Annotated in this window: 14 protein-coding genes; 3 read left to right on the top strand and 11 right to left on the bottom strand. The window is 58.2% G+C overall.

Annotated features, from left to right (window positions below):
* Positions 1-4: 4 nt before the first annotated feature.
* The 7 genes from DXD56_RS00575 to ileS all read right to left on the bottom strand — a co-directional run bounded on the left by DXD56_RS00575 (position 5) and on the right by ileS (position 9186).
* Complete coding sequence (locus DXD56_RS00575) at positions 5-1354, bottom strand: replication-associated recombination protein A (protein ID WP_199411516.1); 1350 nt, start codon at positions 1352-1354, stop codon at positions 5-7.
* Positions 1355-1414: 60 nt separating this feature from the next.
* A complete protein-coding gene (locus tag DXD56_RS00570) occupies positions 1415-2662 on the bottom strand; it encodes a deoxyguanosinetriphosphate triphosphohydrolase family protein (RefSeq protein ID WP_117639345.1) in 1248 nt (415 codons plus the stop codon).
* Positions 2663-2693: 31 nt separating this feature from the next.
* Positions 2694-3116, bottom strand: a complete 423-nt coding sequence (locus DXD56_RS00565) for a prepilin peptidase (RefSeq protein WP_089571722.1) — start codon at positions 3114-3116, stop codon at positions 2694-2696.
* Between the two features lie 81 nt (positions 3117-3197).
* Positions 3198-4493, bottom strand: a complete 1296-nt coding sequence (locus DXD56_RS00560) for a glycosyltransferase family 2 protein (protein WP_117639344.1) — start codon at positions 4491-4493, stop codon at positions 3198-3200.
* A gap of 82 nt (positions 4494-4575) precedes the next feature.
* Positions 4576-5589 (bottom strand): RluA family pseudouridine synthase, encoded by a 1014-nt coding sequence (locus tag DXD56_RS00555; protein ID WP_117639343.1) that lies wholly within the window; start codon positions 5587-5589, stop codon positions 4576-4578.
* Positions 5589-6116: a signal peptidase II gene (gene lspA, locus DXD56_RS00550; RefSeq protein WP_233524891.1), complete on the bottom strand. Its 528-nt coding sequence runs from the start codon at positions 6114-6116 to the stop codon at positions 5589-5591. Before lspA ends, DXD56_RS00555 begins: the two co-directional genes overlap by 1 nt.
* 292 nt (positions 6117-6408) lie before the next feature.
* Entirely contained in the window at positions 6409-9186 is a 2778-nt protein-coding gene (gene ileS / locus DXD56_RS00545; RefSeq protein ID WP_369831566.1) for an isoleucine--tRNA ligase, read from the bottom strand.
* A 509-nt stretch (positions 9187-9695) separates the two neighbouring features.
* Between ileS and DXD56_RS00540 the strand changes: the two genes are divergently transcribed.
* Complete coding sequence (locus DXD56_RS00540) at positions 9696-10778, top strand: iron-containing alcohol dehydrogenase family protein (protein ID WP_117639340.1); 1083 nt, start codon at positions 9696-9698, stop codon at positions 10776-10778.
* Positions 10779-11292: 514 nt separating this feature from the next.
* Positions 11293-11895, top strand: coding sequence for a Type 1 glutamine amidotransferase-like domain-containing protein (locus DXD56_RS00530; RefSeq protein WP_117639336.1), 603 nt, complete (start codon positions 11293-11295; stop codon positions 11893-11895).
* 114 nt (positions 11896-12009) lie between these two features.
* On the opposite strand, the gene DXD56_RS00525 is transcribed toward DXD56_RS00530, so the two are convergent.
* From DXD56_RS00525 to ftsH, 3 genes are all read right to left on the bottom strand, one after another.
* Positions 12010-12237: an IS3 family transposase gene (locus DXD56_RS00525; protein ID WP_369831449.1), complete on the bottom strand. Its 228-nt coding sequence runs from the start codon at positions 12235-12237 to the stop codon at positions 12010-12012.
* Between the two features lie 177 nt (positions 12238-12414).
* On the bottom strand, positions 12415-12906 hold the full coding sequence (locus tag DXD56_RS00520; protein ID WP_117639334.1) for a DUF523 domain-containing protein: 492 nt from the start codon (positions 12904-12906) through the stop codon (positions 12415-12417).
* A gap of 75 nt (positions 12907-12981) precedes the next feature.
* Positions 12982-14874, bottom strand: a complete 1893-nt coding sequence (gene ftsH, locus DXD56_RS00515; RefSeq protein WP_192934481.1) for an ATP-dependent zinc metalloprotease FtsH — start codon at positions 14872-14874, stop codon at positions 12982-12984.
* A 92-nt stretch (positions 14875-14966) separates the two neighbouring features.
* Here ftsH and DXD56_RS00510 point away from each other — a divergent pair, with 92 nt between their 5' ends.
* On the top strand, positions 14967-15452 hold the full coding sequence (locus DXD56_RS00510; protein ID WP_117639330.1) for a cob(I)yrinic acid a,c-diamide adenosyltransferase: 486 nt from the start codon (positions 14967-14969) through the stop codon (positions 15450-15452).
* 86 nt (positions 15453-15538) lie between these two features.
* Here DXD56_RS00510 and DXD56_RS00505 read toward each other — a convergent pair whose 3' ends face one another.
* Positions 15539-16888 (bottom strand): MATE family efflux transporter, encoded by a 1350-nt coding sequence (locus tag DXD56_RS00505; protein ID WP_117639328.1) that lies wholly within the window; start codon positions 16886-16888, stop codon positions 15539-15541.
* Positions 16889-16975: the final 87 nt, after the last annotated feature.

Genomic DNA, 16975 nt, shown 5'->3' with positions numbered 1-16975 from the left:
GCAGCTACTTCGGTGCATTCCCGCTGCGGTCGCGTTCGCTTTGCTCTACGCGCCATTCTTCCCAACCGCGGCCGGCAGGCTGCCAAAATGCACCGCGTTCTAAGCCTTCGGGCAAATAGCGCTGGTCGACCCAGCCTTCGGGATAATCGTGCGGATACTTATACACACCGTATTCATCGCTGCCCGGGCGATGGCGATCGCGTAGATAACTCGGCACCTCGCGAAGCCCACTAGAGTGGATATCGGCCAGCGCCGCATCGATCGAAGCCTCGCACGCGTTGGATTTAGGCGCCAAGCACACATAGAGTGCAGCCTGAGCCAGGTTAATGCGGCACTCGGGATAGCCAATGACCTCGGCAGACTTAAACGCGGCATGTGCCACCAAAAGTGCCTGCGGATCGGCATTGCCAACATCCTCAGAAGCCTGAATCATAATGCGACGGGCGATAAACTTAGGATCCTCCCCCGCGTCAATCATGCGCGCGAGCCAATAGATCGTGGCATCGGGGTCGCTGCCGCGCATGGACTTGATGAACGCACTGATAATGTCATAGTGCATGTCGCCGTTTTTGTCATACGAAAAACCGCGGCGCGGGTTGGCAATCTTCACGTCATCGACGGTGATGGGATAACGCTCCCCCGCCGCCGGCGCTGGCGTCCCTTCGGTATCGGGACGCGTGAGGGCAATCTCGCTCGCCAGCTCGAGCGTCGTCAGGGCAGAGCGCGCATCACCCGCGGCCAGCGTGCAGATGGTCTTGACCGTATCATCATCGGCAGAAAACTTTCCGTTCAAGCCCTGTGGTGCCTCGAGCGCACGCTCAATAAGCGTGGCGATATCCTCATCCTTCAGATGTTCAAGCTCCACCACGCGTCCGCGCGACAACAGTGCCGAATTGACCTCGAAGTACGGGTTCTCCGTCGTAGCGCCAATCATAATGACGGTACGGTTCTCAACTGCATGCAGCAGGGCATCCTGCTGCGACTTAGAGAAGCGGTGAATCTCATCGATGAATAGAATGGTGCGGCGGTCGTAGGTGTTCAGACGGGTCTTAGCCTCATCGATTACGCGGCGCAGGTCCTTCACAGTGCCCGTCACGGCGCTGACCTCGACAAACTCGCTCTTGGTATGGCTGGCGATAATGTGGGCCAGCGTCGTCTTGCCCGTGCCAGCCGGGCCGTACAGAATCACGCTCGACAGCACGTCATGCTCAATCGCGGCGCGCAGCCACGAGCCCTTACCGACGGCCTTTTGCTGGCCCACATACTCGTCGAGCGAATTGGGGCGCATACGCACCGCAAGCGGCGCATTTTTAAAGGAGCGCTCGCGCGTCGAAGCAGAAAAAAGGTCGTCCATAGCCATCCCGTGCATTAATCAAAATCGTTGTTGACCAACAGTATACCGAAAGGATACGAACTACCGTTCGTTAATATAGGTGCGGTGCGGAAACTTTAGACCTGGGAACAATTTGCTCGTCAGCTCGCAGAAATAACCATCCGTCATGCTTGCGATGTAATCGACGACGGCCTGATCCTTGTCGTCCTGCCAGGCATACGTGCGATCGTAGTAGGAAAGCTGCTGCTCAATGCGCGAAACATGATGCTTAAAGATGTAAGAGAACTCGTCGCCTTTATTTAGATCCTGCAGGCAACGGTCGTAGAGCTTTTCGAAGGCCTCACGCAACTCTGCCTCAGAATCGCCTTCGATACCGCCCTTGCTATAGATCTTCTCGTAGTTCTCGCGCTTCGCCCGGCGGATCTCCTCAAACAGGTCCTCGCTCATCTCGATACGCGGTTTGCCGTAGCTATGCTCAACGATATCGATAGAAGCGTGCGTGAGGATCCAGCTGTTGTAAGCCCCGCCCAGGCCATCGTCAAAAGCGTCGGGTGACAACAGGCCCGCCGCGATGGCGTCTTGGCGATCGCGCCCAACGTAGGCGAGGATATCCGAGATACGCACCACACAGCCCTCGAGGGTCATGGGGCGCAGGTGCTCGATCGCGCCATAGCCCGTGGCAATGCAGTCCTCGACGGTACGGTCGAACTGGTCAAACGACGCCATGTCCGAGAGTTCAAAGACACGCTGCTCGTACTCGCCGTTATGGCACAGCACGCCGTCGAGCGTCTGGAGCGACACGTTGCGGCCGTACAGCGCGTCGAGCACGCGGACGGACTGCACGTTATGGAAAAAATAACGACCCGTACGCTCGTGATAGATATCGTTGAGGAAACGCTCGCCGGCATGGCCAAAGGGCGTGTGGCCCAAATCGTGGCCCAGGCCAATCGCCTCGATCAAATCGCAGTTGAGGCCCAGGGCACGGCCGATATCGCGGGCAACGCGCGAGACGAGCTGCACATGAAGGCCGCGCCGCGACAGGTCGTCGTTGCTGCGAAAGCTAAAGACCTGCGTTTTGCCTGCATAACGCGTGTACGCAGGAAGATGAAGAATCTTTTCGGTATCGCGCATAAACGCCGGACGCATAAGCGTGCCTTTGTCGGCAGCGCGATCTATGCGACGAATGACCTGGTCGTCGCAGCATCGATAAGGATTAACGACACCCGAGGCGCGGTCGGCGGCGATACGCTCGACCAGCTCGGGCAACAACGCCGCGGGAATGCGGTCCATGCGCGCCTTAATGACGGCCGTTTCTTGATTAGTTGCCATGGCATGCTCCTTAAAAAGGATGCGCAATCGGTTACAATGTCCAGCCCACGACCTCGATTATGGCAAATATCGGCACCAAAAACGGGAGCAAAGGCAGGGAGCGCGATTTTGTAAAGAGGCAGGAGAGGGCCAGGACCAGGAGCGCGACGGCAAATGCCACGATGCCGCCCAGAGGGTCGAGCGTGCAAAGCGCGAAAAGCGCCTTGGCATCCCCCATGCCGATGCCGGGGGCCTGGCGGAAACGCCGCCAAAGCGACTCGGTCAGCACAAGGGAAAGGTACACGATAACGGCAGGACCGGCGTGGTCAAGCGCCGTGTTCAAGCCCCTGTCCAGCCAAACGCCTGCAAACGCCGCCACGGCGCATGCGGCGGCAAGCGCGTTGGGAAACCGCCGTTCACGGACATCAATCACCGCACCGGCAAAGGCGCAGATCCAAAAGGGAATATAGACCATTGAACACCTCCCGTGGCAGTCACTCAAAAGCAAAAACCACCACAAAGGTGCCTGTCCCCTTCGTGGTGGTTTTGGTGGTGGTTATTTAGCGCCCTGCATGACCTCGTCGAGGGTAACGTTGACAGCGTGTTGCGTCGGGACCCAGTCGACCTTCAGGAACAACGCAGCCACCGTGATGGGGATATAGCTGAACATAAAGATCGGGAAGGTAAACAGGTTGGTCACCAGGCGCCACTTTTGCGCACAATGAATGTGCTTGTACTCGAAGATGGTCGTAAGTAGCGCCAGGATAAAGAAGGTCTGATACATCATCGCGAAGGTCATAATGAGCGAGGCGGCACAAGCCTGCATCTCAACCTCGGTAGCCAAAAAGCCATGCGAAAGACCACCGACGATCAGGAACGTGGCGTTGGCGAGCATCGAAATCAGCGATAACAGCATACCAGGGGCAATCGTCATAAACATGTCGTAGGCGGCAAAACGATGATAGCGGAAGGTCGACTTGACCAGATGCTTACCGTAGGTAAAGAACACCTGGTAGAAGCCCTTGGTCCAGCGCATACGCTGCTTCCAGGACGCCTTAAACGTCACAGGCTGCTCGTCAAAGAACTCCGCCGGCGCATAGCCAATACGAATGCCGTGAATAGCGCAGAACGTGGTGAACTGAATATCCTCGGTCAGCGTATGGAACTGCCAGCCGTGCATGCCCTCAATAACGCTAGCCGAGATAAGGTAGCCCGAACCCGAGACGGCGCAGGACGTCTTGCAGATATTACGCGCGTTGTTAAGGAAACGCGCCTCGCGCAGGTACCAAGTGGCGTTGGCAGCCGAGATCCACGAGCTGCCAAAGTTCTTGGAGTTGCGGTAGCTTGTGACCACATGGAAGCCCTGGTCAAAGGCGTCATTCATCTTGGAGACGTAATCGCGGGAGATAACGTTGTCGGCATCGAAGATAAAGAAGCCCTCAAAGGTATCGGGATACTCGTTAAGAATGCGGTCAAAACCAAAGTCCATGACCCAGCTCTTGCCTTTACGGGCCAGGTCGTTTCGCTCGTACACGACAGCGCCCGCCTCGCGCGCGAGCTGCGCGGTGTTATCGGTGCAGGCATCGGCGACCACGAAGACCTCGATGAGCTCGGACGGATAATCCTGGTCCTTGATGGAGCGAACGAGGTTGGCGATAACGGCCTCCTCGTTGTGTGCTGCAATAAAGAAGGCATACCGGTGGAGTTTTTTGGCCTTGGGAGGCGCGACCTCGCCGCGGAGAGCACCGATGACAAAGAAGACCACCTGGTACAAGAAGCAGACCGTGAGCAGCGTGACGACAATCTGGTTGAAGATCACGATGGGTGTGTTGGTTTGTAAAAAGGCGAGCATGCAGGCTCCCAGGAACGTGTTACGTAAACAACCGTATATCTTACCGCAGGCTTACCGAGTTCAAGAAACCACCTAATACTGGCTAGGCTTCGAGCAGGCCGAGCTGCGGTATGATTTCGTCGCCGGCAGCAGTGCGGCCAAGCGAACGCGGGGCTAAGTCGTCGAGGACGGCGGCGAGATCCCACGGCAGCTCGTCGCGGCACTCAATGCGCTCTCCCGTCACGGGATGATCGAACGCCACGCGCCGGGAATGGAGGAATTGCCTGGTCAGACCCTGATCGGCACGCGCATCGCACTTACCGTAGAGCGGATCGCCCACGCAGGCGTGGTTGATATGGCGCATGTGCACGCGAATCTGATGCGTGCGACCGGTAAACAGGTGACACTCAACGAGTGTGTAGCCGTCATCAAAGCGCGTGGAATCAAAGCGCTCAAGGACCTTAAAGGTCGTGATGGCCTGGCGTGCAAAAGGATCATCGGAAACCGCCATCTTGACACGGTCACGTGTAGAACGGGCAATGCCGGTGTTAATGGTGCCCTCATCCATGGCGATATGACCGTGAACGAGCGTAATGTAGCGGCGGTCGAGCGTGCGCGTACGGATAAGATTTTGGAGCGCGCGCTGGGTATCGTCGTCCTTTGCCGCAAGCATAAGACCCGAGGTATCGCGATCCAAACGATGTACGATACCGGGGCGGTCCTCGCCCTGCACGGTGCCCAGATGGTCGATACCGCAGTGATAGACCAGCGCATTCGCGAGCGTACCGCTCTCATGACCATGCGCAGGATGGCACACCAGGCCGCGCTGCTTGGAGAGCACGATGAGGTAGTCGTCCTCATAGCGAATGTCGAGCGGGATGGCCTCGGGAATCACGTCGGTGGGATCGTGCGGTTCGGGCAAATCAACCGAAATACGGTCACCGGCTCGCACGGCGTACTTTTTGGACAGGCAGGTCTCGCCATTGACCACTACGACCCCACCCTCAATCAGATGTGCGCAGGCAGAGCGCGTAGGGCAGCCGTCATTGGCGCCCAGATAGGCGTCAAGACGCTGACCAGCGGCATCGTCGGCAACAAGGATATGGATGTCGGCCATTAGCGCTCAGTCCTTTCGCGAATCTTGCGGGCACGCTCCCCACGTTGTTTAGCCTTGCGCTTGGCGCGGGCCTCGTCACGGGCGTTAAGCTCGGCGGTCGCATCGACCTCACGAGCCGCGGGGCTCAAGAACATGTAACCGAAGAGCGCCAGCACCACACCGACCGTAATGCCGATATCGGCCACATTGAAGACGGGGAAGTCGATGAAGGTGGTGGCAATAAAATCGGTCACGAAGCCAAAGGCCAAACGATCGATAGCGTTGCCGATAGCACCACCCGCAACAATCGCCATGCCCACAACCTCAAGATGGGCGAGCTGAGGTGCACGAACGAGGTACACGGCAATAGCGATAATGACCGCCAACGCCAGCACGGCAAACGCGATGCCATGCCCCTCGCCCATGCTAAAGGCAGCACCGATATTGCGGACAAACATAAAGTCGAAAACACCGGGGATGACGGTCACATGCAAGGCGTCGCCCACGGCACGAACCGCAAGCTTGGTCAGCTGGTCAACAAGCAGCACAACCAACGCCACCCCACCAGCAACACCCAACCGCCAACGCAAAGGCGGCGTCATATCCGCACCACGACCCAAAGAAATCCCCTACCCTCAGATAATCAAATTCCGTTTAACGCAAATAACCATCTTATATTGCCACACGCAGAGCGCACGACACATTCGCTAACGTCAGATAAATAACCAGCATAAAAGAAAGCGGCATTCCGGATAACGGAATGTCGCTTTTCTTCAGCGGAGCAAATGGACCGAAGGCGCCTAAATTCTCCCTATAAATAAAATGCCGAGTTACCGTGCCTTAAAGGGCATTCGCGCAGCGCTTGCAAATGTGAGCGTGGCCGTTGTACTCGCCGACGGTGGTGCGGTAGTTCCAGCAACGGTCGCAGCACTCGCCCTCGGCAGCATCGATGGCAACAGAAAGCTCCTCGCCCTGGGTAAGCTCAACATCGGAGACGATGTAGAACTCGGCCAGGTCGACGGCCTTGTCGCCGGTCAGCAGCGCATACATTTCGGCGGGAACGACCGCCTTGACGCGGACCTGCTGGCTCTTGGTGAAGGTGCCGGCGGAGCGGGCATCCTCAAGGGCCTTGGTCACGACGCTACGGAGCTCGAGTGAAGCCTCGAGCACGCCCTCAAACTCGTTGGCCTCGTCGACCGTGATGGGCGACTTGTACCAATCGAGCAGCGCGGCGTACTTCTGGTGATCGACGCAGCCGGCGGGCGCATAGGCCATGGCCTCGTCGACCGTATAGGACAAGATCGGCTGCAGGTCGCGCATGAGCATCGAGAAGAGCTCGGCGAGCACGGTCTGGGCGCTGCGACGCTCGAGCGAGCCGGGCTTCTCACAGTACAGACGGTCCTTCAGGGCGTCGAGGTACACGTTGGAAAGCTCGGTAACCACGAAGTCGTAAAGCGCACGGTAAGCGCGCGGGAACTCGTAGCAAGAGTAAGCATCGTCGACCTCGGCCTGGACCTGGGTCAGACGGGCAACCATGAGCTTGTCGAGCGGCAGCAGGTCGGCAAAAGCGACGCCGTCGGTCTCGGGCTCAAACTGGCCCTCAAGCTCGGAGAGCAGGAAGCGCAGCGTGTTGCGGAAACGACGGTAGGCATCGGACGTACGAGCGAGAATCTCGTGGTCGATGGAAACGTCGGAGCTGGTGTCGACCGAGGCGACCCACAGGCGGATGATGTCGGCGCCCATCTCGTCACAGACCTTATTGGGGTCGATGACGTTGCCAAGCGACTTGGACATCTTACGGCCCTGGCCGTCGAGGGTGAAGCCCTGCGAGACGACCGCCTTGTACGGAGCGTGGCCGTTGGCGCCCACCGAGGTAAGCAGCGAGCTCTGGAACCAACCGCGGTGCTGGTCGGAGCCCTCGAGGTACACATCCGCCGGATACTCCAGCTCGGGACGGTACTCGCAGACGGCCTTCCAGGAAACGCCGGAATCCCACCACACGTCGAGGATGTCCTTATCGGCCTTGAGGTGATGGCCGCCGCACTTGGGGCAGACGCAGGCCTCGCCCAGGTAGCTCTCGGGAGCGTCGGTGAACCAGGCGTCGGAGCCCTTATCGTGGAAGAGCTTGATGACGGCGTCGAGCGTGGCGTCGTTCATGACCTTCTCGCCGCAGTCGGCGCAGGTGTAGCTGGGGATAGGCACGCCCCAGTTGCGCTGACGGCTGATGCACCAGTCGGGACGCTGCTCGACCATGGCGCCAATGCGGTTGGCGGCATGCGCCGGATACCATTTAACGTTCTCGCGGACCTCCTTGCCAGCCTGCTCGCGCAAGCCAGTCTTGTCCATCGAGACAAACCACTGGTCGGTAGCACGGAAGAGCACCGGGTGCTTGCAGCGCCAGCAGTGCGGATAGCTGTGCGTGATCTTCTTCTCGAGGACCAGGGTGCCGCGCTCACGCAGGAACTCGATAATGTGAGGGTTGGCCTCGTCGGTATCCATACCGCTGAAGGGGCCACCGGTGCCAAACTCCTCACCGGTGTAGAACTTGCCGTCGTCGTCGACCGGCATGCAGATGTCGGTGATGCCCTCCTTGAGGCAGGCAAAGTAGTCGTCGACGCCGTGGCCGGGCGAGTTGTGGACGATACCGGTACCGTCATCGACACCGACGTAATCGGCCAGCAGCGCCACGCCCTCAACGCCGTCAAAGATCGGCTGCTTGTAGTGGATGTGGTGGAAGGTCTCGGCGGGAACCACATAGGGCTTGCCGTCGACCATAACCGGGGTGTACTCCCAGCCAAACTCCTCGCAGCACTTGGGAGCCAGGTCCTCGAGCATGACCTCGGCACGGCCCTCGTGCTCAACGGCGACATAGGCGGCGCCGGGCTTGAGGGAAACGGCCTGGTCGGAGGGGATGGTCCACGGCGTGGTCGTCCAGATGATAAAGTCGACCGGGCCGTCGAAGTCCTCGAGGCCGGCGGGCTTGGAAGTCATCTCAAAGCGCACGAAGATGGACGGGCTCGTCTCGTCGGAGTACTCAATCTCGGCCTCGGCCAGCGCGGTATGGCAGTGCTTGCACCAGTGAACCGGCTTGTGGCCGCGATAGATCATACCCTTATCGAACATGGCCTTAAAGACCTCGATGTCGGCGGCATCGTGCTGGTGATAGAGCGTCAGGTAGGGATTGTCCCAGTCGCCGAGCACACCCAGACGACGGAAGCCGGCCTTCTGCAGCTCGATGTTCTCGACAGCGAACTTGTTGCAGAGCTCACGGATCTTAGCCGTGGAGGTCTGGTTGAACTTCTCGGTGCCGAGCTTCTCCTCGACCTTGTGCTCAATCGGCTGGCCGTGGCAGTCCCAACCGGGGACATAGGGAACCTCATAGCCCTGCATCATCCAGTAACGGTTGATCATGTCCTTGGAGATCTTGTTCATGGCATGGCCGATGTGGATCGGGCCGTTGGCGTACGGAGGACCGTCGTGCAGCACGAACTTCTTGTGACCCTCGTTCTTCTTCAGAACCTGCTCGTAGACCTTGTTGTCCTGCCAGTCCTTGAGCCGCTTGGGCTCGGACTTGGAAAGACCGGCACGCATGGGAAAACCGGTCTTGGGCAGATTCATCGTCTGCTTGTACTCGTTTGCCACGGTACCCCTTTCTTGTCATGGGCGCGCACGCCCTCTGGGCACCAAAAAAGCGCCCGTCCCTACAAGCTGGGACGAAGCGCCACAAACGGGCTGCACGCCCGCAAAAGCTCTTCGTTTAACCACCCAGCTTAGATGCCCTCGCCCGCGTATTCGCGCGCTCGCATCCGTTACTCGGCTGGTCTGTATCGACGACCATCTCGGCGATGTCTACTAAGACGTGCCTGTGCGGCGCGCCCGTTGGGACCGCAGCTCCGGGGTGATTTTCATCGGTCGCATGCACGGGTTCTCAGCGCTCCCCGCTCTCTGTAGCATGCGGACGGCCGACTACTCGTCCCCATCAACGCTTATGCGCTGTATGGTAACACGGTCAACGCCGGCGAAAAACCCTCAACATCGGTTTCATACTTTAGAAACTTCTCGCGATCGCAAGCACTCACTTGGAGCAAAATACCTGAAAGCACTTTATCTAACGAAAGAAGGCTGCTATGCGCACGATTGGAATGAGCGACTACACCGTCGGCGAGGACTGCTTTGACGAGCTGCCCGGCGCACTGGACGAGTACGGAGCGACCAAGGTCGCGATTATCGGTGGTAAACGAGCGCTGGCAGCGGCGCTTCCCGGTATCGAAGCGGCGCTGGAGGGCACCGACGTCGAGATTCTGGAGACGCGCGTCTACGGCACCAACAGTACGCGCGCCAATATCGCCAAGGTTGTGAACTCCCCTGTCTGCCAAGAAGCCGACGTTCTTATCGCATGCGGCGGCGGCAAGGCGCTCGACACCGTCAAGACAGCGGCCATCGAGCTCAAGAAGATCGTCTTTACGGTACCGACGATCTGCTCCAACTGCTCGGCCGCGACCGCCATTGCCGTTGTCTACAACGACGACGGCTCGCTCGAGGGCTATTCGTACCCAAACCGCCCCGCGCACATCTTCATCAACCCCAAGATCATCGCCGAGGCTCCGGCGGAGTACTTCTGGGCGGGCGTGGGCGATGCCCTGTCCAAGCAGCCCGAGGTCGAGTACGCCACGAGCGCCGGCAACCTGGAGCACACCGCCGGACTTGGCCTGGCACTCGCCCACACCTGCTCCGAGCCGCTGTTTACCTATGGCGTGCAGGGTCTAGAGGACGTGCGCCAGGACCTGTCGAGCGAGGCCGTCAAGCAGATCGCGCTCGACATCGTGGTCAACACGGGCTATGTCTCGAACCTGACCAACCAAAACGATTACTACTACAACTCGAGCGTGGCGCATGCGTTCTACAACGCCACGTGCAGCATCCCGCGCGAGGGCTCCTACCTGCACGGCGAGGTCGTGAGCCTGGGCGTGCTCGTGCTGTTTGCCTATACGGGCGATACCAAGAACCTTGAGCGCTACGCCGCCTTTAACAAGCAGATGGGGCTGCCCGTGACGCTTGAGCAGGTCGGCCTTTCCGAGGCCGACATCCCTGCCCTGTGCGAGTTCGCGCACGCCACCAACGAGTGGAAGCAGGGCAACCCCGAGCCCTTCACCGACGAAAAGTTCGCCGCCGCCATCAAGGCTGCCGACGCTTACGGCCACACGCTCTAGGGCTGGCCCAAAACCACCACAAAGGGGACGGGCACCTTTCTGGTGGTTTTTTATTGATCCAGCATTCAGTTCGTACTCGAACCCGATTCTTTACGAGAAAGGGTTCGGGTACGTTTTTTGTTTATCGGAAACTCTGCGGAAGGACTACTCGGAACGGCAAACAGGAACGAACAGAGGCAGGGTATCATCGTGGTGATGGTATCCTGCCTTTTGTTTTGCGGGATCAAGGTCGCTTTATGCGAACTTGATCGCCACTTATATAGCGCATTGATGGCAATTGCTTCGTACGTGCATACCGGGAGCCTGTACACCTCTGGCAAGGCGTAACACACTAGACTTTGTTCCAAAGTCCGTGTGCTAAGGGGGCAGGCACCTTAGAATTCCTGTGGAGTGTGTACGCACGTACGCAGGAAAACGGCAAAATTTCGCTATATTAGGGCGTTCTTTCATTGGAGAGTATGGTATACACGGCTTAGTTCAACAAATAAGAATTTATACATAAAGGAGGATATTGATGAAACTGTTTTTATGTTCTCACTTTTCAAGTGTAGGAAGTCTGATAAAGGAAGAAATTGAAAATAAAAAAGTCGCATTTATTCCAACAGCTTCGCTGCGTGAAGGCTACACCGGTTATGTCGGCTCGGCTCGAAAATTATTCAAAAAGTTGGGAGCAATCGTAACTGAAATTGATATTTCAACGGAGGCTTATTCAACGATGCAGTCTCTTTTTGAAGATGCGGATGTGATCTATTTTACCGGCGGAAATTCTTTTTTCCTTATAGACCAGCTCCGTAAAACGGGAACGGATGAGCTGTTGAAGAAAGAATTGGCAAAAGGAAAACTGATGATTGGTGAATCGGCAGGTGCGATTGTATGCGCTCCAAGCATCCAATATATCGATCAAATGGATGAAAAGCCGGAGGACTACTCACAAGAAGATGATGCAGGGCTTAATTTGATTGATTTCTATGTTCTTCCGCATTTTCTTACAGCACCATTTAAGAAAGTTACCGAGAAAATAATAACTGAGTTTTCGGATTTGAATCTATGCCCAATTAACAATCGTCAGGGAATTGTAATTGATGGTGAAGGTTCAAAGGTTATTTGCAAAGAGTAATTTAAAATTCCAGTTTGCTGCACTCTTTCCTAGCAGGGTTTGGGGCAGGCACGCCCCAACAAGAAGCCGTCCCAAAGGGGCAAGAATGGGGACTGCGGACGATTTCTTGGACCGTTACGCGGCCCTTCCCAGCGCGGAGCGGAACTCGGCCGGGGTGCGGCCACCGAGCGCATCGCTGCGCCTCTCCGTATTGTATCGGCCGATCCAGCCCCCGAGTTCCTCGATGAAGCGGGCGGGGGTCCAGTCCGACCAGTCCCTGCCGTGCCAGAACTCCTTCTTGAGCAGGCCGAAGAAGCCCTCCATCGCCGCGTTGTCCGGGCTGCAGCCCTTGGCGGACTGGATTGGCTACGCTGATGTGGACAGTTCCGGGAGAGGCGCAAGAGACGGGAAGGCCGTGTGCGCGTTCCTGCGCGAGGGCCGTGGGGAGGGGCTGCATGGGTACGGCGCCTGTCAACTCGGTCTACGTCTTTGATGACCGGGTCGTACTCAATATCAACTTCACGGATGATGCCAAAACGGTCACCCGTGAGGAAGTGTTGGGTTCGAGTGCTGTGGACAATGTTCCAGTATGCTGGGATCGAACTCGCTAGCCGGAATCACACGGTACCCGTGACGCAGCAGCAGATCGACAAAAACACCATTGCCCACAGTGAGCGTGCCGCTAAAGGTGCCATCGTAGACGCGACCCGCACCGCACGAGGGGCTACGGTCCTGTAAGACGCACGCAGCGATCTCGGACGGGCCGCCCGCCTGCTCGCACATATCGAGCGCTCGCTCTGCACCCAGGCGAAACTCGCGATCGACCGAGATGCCCTCGCAGGTACAAACCTCGCCATTCACAATCTCGGACGGCATGCGCGGTGTGGGCAAGCCGCCAAAAACCTCGGGGCACACCAACAGGACCTCGGTCCCTGTGCGTTCGCAGGCCTCGACCAACGCGCGATGGTAATTGTCGAGCCCGTTATATTTGCAGCTCTCTCCCATCAAGCAGGCACTCACCACGATCTTCATACATATCCCTCCCAAACAAAACGCCCCATTTGAGATAGAAACTCAAATGGGGCGTTCGACGTTGTGCAACCAGCCTTACTGCTGCTTTGGCATCAGCGGATTCTCGCGCGTGAGGAGATTCATGAACTCCTCGCCCGTGATCGTCTCCTTCTTGTACAGATAACGAGCCAGCTCATGGAGCTTAAACTTGTTCTCCTTGAGGATCTGCAGGGCGCGGTCATGTGCGTCCTCGATCAGCTTGGCGACGATCGCGTCGACGCGCTCGGCCGTACCGGGGGCACAGGTGAGCGACGTGTCCTGGTTGAGGTAGGCATTCTGAACGGTACCGAGCGCCATCATGCCAAACTCTTCCGACATACCAAAGCGCGTCACCATGTTGCGGGCGAGCTTGGTGGCCTGCTCGATATCATTGGCCGCGCCAGTCGTCATCTCACCAAAGATGAGCTCCTCGGCAGCACGTCCGCCGCAGTAGACAGCGAGCTTGTCGAGCACCTCCTGGCGCGTGGTCAAGAAGCGCTCATCCTCCTCGACCTGCATGGTGTAGCCCAGAGCACCGCTCGTACGCGGCACGATGGTGATCTTCGTAACCGGCGCAGAACCCTTCTGGCGGGCGGCAACGATGGCATGGCCGATCTCGTGATAGGACACGACCTGTTTCTCGTGATCGGACAGCACCGTGGACTTACGCTGCTGGCCGGCGATGACGACCTCCACCGACTCCTCGAAGTCGTCCTGGGTTGCACGCTTGCGACCCTCGCGAACGGCGCGCAGGGCGCCCTCGTTGATGATATTGGCCAGGTCGGCGCCCGAGGCTCCGGGCGTGGCGCGGGCAATCGCGGTCAGATCGATCGGCGGCTCGGTCTTCACACTCTTGGCGTGAAGCTCGAGGATGTTCTTGCGGCCGGTCAGGTCGGGCAGCTCAACGGGGATGCGGCGGTCAAAACGACCGGGGCGCAGCAGAGCGGGATCGAGGCTGTCAGGACGGTTGGTGGCAGCGAGGACGACGATACCCTTGTGGTTGTCGAAGCCATCCATCTCGGTCAGCAGCTGGTTGAGCGTTTGCTCACGCTCGTCGTTGCCGCTAAAGCCGCCACCGTCACGCTTTTTGCCGATGGTATCAATCTCATCGATAAATACGATACAGGGGGCCTTTTCCTTAGCCTGCTTAAACAGGTCGCGCACCTTGGCGGCGCCACGGCCGACGAACATCTCGACGAACTCAGAGCCCGAAATGCTAAAGAACGGTACGCCCGCCTCGCCGGCAACAGCCTTGGCAAGCAGGGTCTTACCAGTGCCAGGAGGGCCCACGAGAAGAGCACCGCGCGGCAGCTTGGCGCCGATTTCCTCATAGCGCTGCGGCTTCTCCAGAAAGTCGACGACCTCCTTCAGGGATTCCTTGGCCTCTTCCTGACCAGCAACATCCTTAAAGGTCACGCCAACATCCTTGGAGGCGATAACGCGCGCACCGGACTTACCCAGACCGCCGCCGCCAAAGCCGCCGCCACCAAAATTCATGGACGGGCCGTCATCGCCCATGGCCTTCTTCATACGGCGGTTGAGCCACCAGCCGATGAGGAAGAAAATCGCCATGGGAAGGACGAGCGTGAGCAAGTAGTAAGTCATCAGGCCCGAGTTCTTATCGGGAACCACCGACTCCAGCGAGGCGCCGGCCTCGAGCACGCGATCGGTAAAGCCCGTGTCACTCGGCACGCCGGTCGTCTTGTAGGCGATGTTCTCGTCCTCGCCCTTCTTGGTGTAATAAATCGAGTAATCGTCCGTGTTGTACTCGACCTTGTCGACACTCTTCTTATCGAGCGCTTTGACAAACGTCGAATAATCGGTCTTCGTAATCTGCTGCGTGTGACCGATGTTGGGGAACAGAACGGTCGAGAGCACGAGGTAGACGACGAAGGCGATGAGCACGTAGAGGATCATATTCCGTCTACGTTTGTTGTCATCCATCTCCATCTGCTTGAACTCCATCTACTGGGGTTGATAATGCTAACTAGAATACCCAACCCGGCCGGCGATAAACCGACGCCGGGCACGAAAGAATAGAGATGGCATCACTCGAAGTCGGCAAGGTTCAGATCTATACGGGCGACGGCAAGGGCAAGACGACGGCTGCGCTGGGGCTCGCGCTGCGCGCCACGGGCTATGGACTTAACGTGCTCATGCTTCAGTTTGCCAAGAAGCTGCACTGCGCCGAGCATGATGCGGCACCACGCCTAGGGCTACGAATTGTACAGGCCGACCGCGACACGCCCGAGGCTTGCGCCGCACAGATCATGGAGCTCGCACGCGAGCAGATCTCACAGGTCGACGTTCTGATTTTGGACGAACTCGGCGAGGCCATGCGCCGCGGCTTCGTGACGCGCGAGGATGTCGAGGAACTGATCGCGATGAAACCCGACACCACAGAGCTCATACTGACCGGCCGCGGCCTGCTGCCCATCGCGGACCTCGCCGACCTGGTCACCGAAATGCGCCTCGTCAAACACTACTTCGACGAAGGCCTCCTGGCCCGCCAAGGCATCGAATACTAATTGATCCGAAGGGGACGAAGGGAAACGGATCATCGACATCACGACGGAGAGCAATGAGCCGTTTTCCTCCGTCCCCCCAGGGATCATTAGGCAGTGGCGCGGCCTAGCCAGTTGCCGCTGTGGTGGTAGATGGTGAACATCGTGGCGGTTATTACCCAGGTTACGGGGTAGACCAGCAGCAGATGCTCGAGCGAGGGGTCGAGCGGCATAATCGCGAACACCCACGCCACGCGGAGCACGACCGTGCCGAATATCGTGAGCATCATAGGCTGGAAGCTCACGCCAGCGCCACGGATGGAGCCGGACGCGTTTTCGATAATCGAGAAGATCGCGTAGAACGGCGCGATGAAATGAAGAATCGTCGTGGTGTAGGCCGAAATTGCGACATCGTCGATAAACAGACGCGAAAGCGGGCCCGAGAATACCAGCAGCACGGCAGACAGGCCACCGATAAGCACAAACGACAGCACGAGCGACGTGTGGTATCCCTTTCGCATGCGATCGTAATTGCGCGCACCAAAGTTCTGCGCCGAGAACGTAGTAATCGACACACCAAGCGCCTCGGTCACCATCCAGATAATGCCGTCCAGGCGACCGGAAAGACCCCAAGCGGTCGTAACATCGGCTCCAAACGAGTTGACCGACACCTGAATCAAAACGTTGGAGATCGAATACGCCGCAGACTGAACGCCCAGCGGCAAACCGCACGAAAGCATGCTCTTGCAAATGCCGCGATCGATACCGAGTTTGGATAGCGACAACCGCCGCGCCCCCGGAGCGTGCATCATGCGGATCACAATCATCGTGGCATTGGTGCAGATAGTCAGCGCCACCGCGATGCCGCAGCCCAGCGCTTCCATGTGCAGCACGGCGACAAAGAGAATGTCGAGCGCCACGTTGACGAAGCAGCCGGAGGCAATAATGACCGCCGGACCGCGCGTGTCGCCCACGGCGCGCAACAACGCCGTCCCCATATTGAGCAGCAGCGCCGCAAACATGGCGGCAAAGTAGCAACGGGCATACGCCACACCCTCGGCCAGCAGCTCATGCGGTGTATTCATCAGCACAAGCATCGGCTCGACAAACACCATGCCCAGAATGGAAATGACAATGCCGCCCACCAGCGCGAGCGTCATGGCCGTATGGACCGATCGGCTCAAGCGCTCGTCATCGTGCTGACCAAAAAACTGGCCGGTAATAACGGCACATCCAGCACCAACACCGACGCAAAAACCAATGCAGAGCTCCGTAAGCACCATCGTGGCCTGAATGCCACCCAGCGCGAGCTTGCCGCCAAACTGACCGACGATATAGGTACCGATAAGCGTGTATGCCTGCTGAAAGAACGAACTAAAGAAGATGGGGACGCACAGCGACAGCAGCTGCTGCCAAATAACGCCCTGCGTTACATCGATAGCCGTAGATTTCTTAGCCACACGCCCTCCCCACCAGCGTACGTCAAACAACAAAACGGCACTTTAAAACGAAAGCCAAAACCAGCTTAGCACCGACCGACGTCGGCC

The sequence above is a fragment of the Collinsella sp. TM06-3 genome (assembly GCF_003436395.1).
Taxonomy (GTDB): Bacteria; Actinomycetota; Coriobacteriia; order Coriobacteriales; family Coriobacteriaceae; genus Collinsella.
The sequence above is the reverse complement of the archived record's forward strand: the minus strand, read 5'-3'. Positions and strand labels throughout refer to the sequence as shown.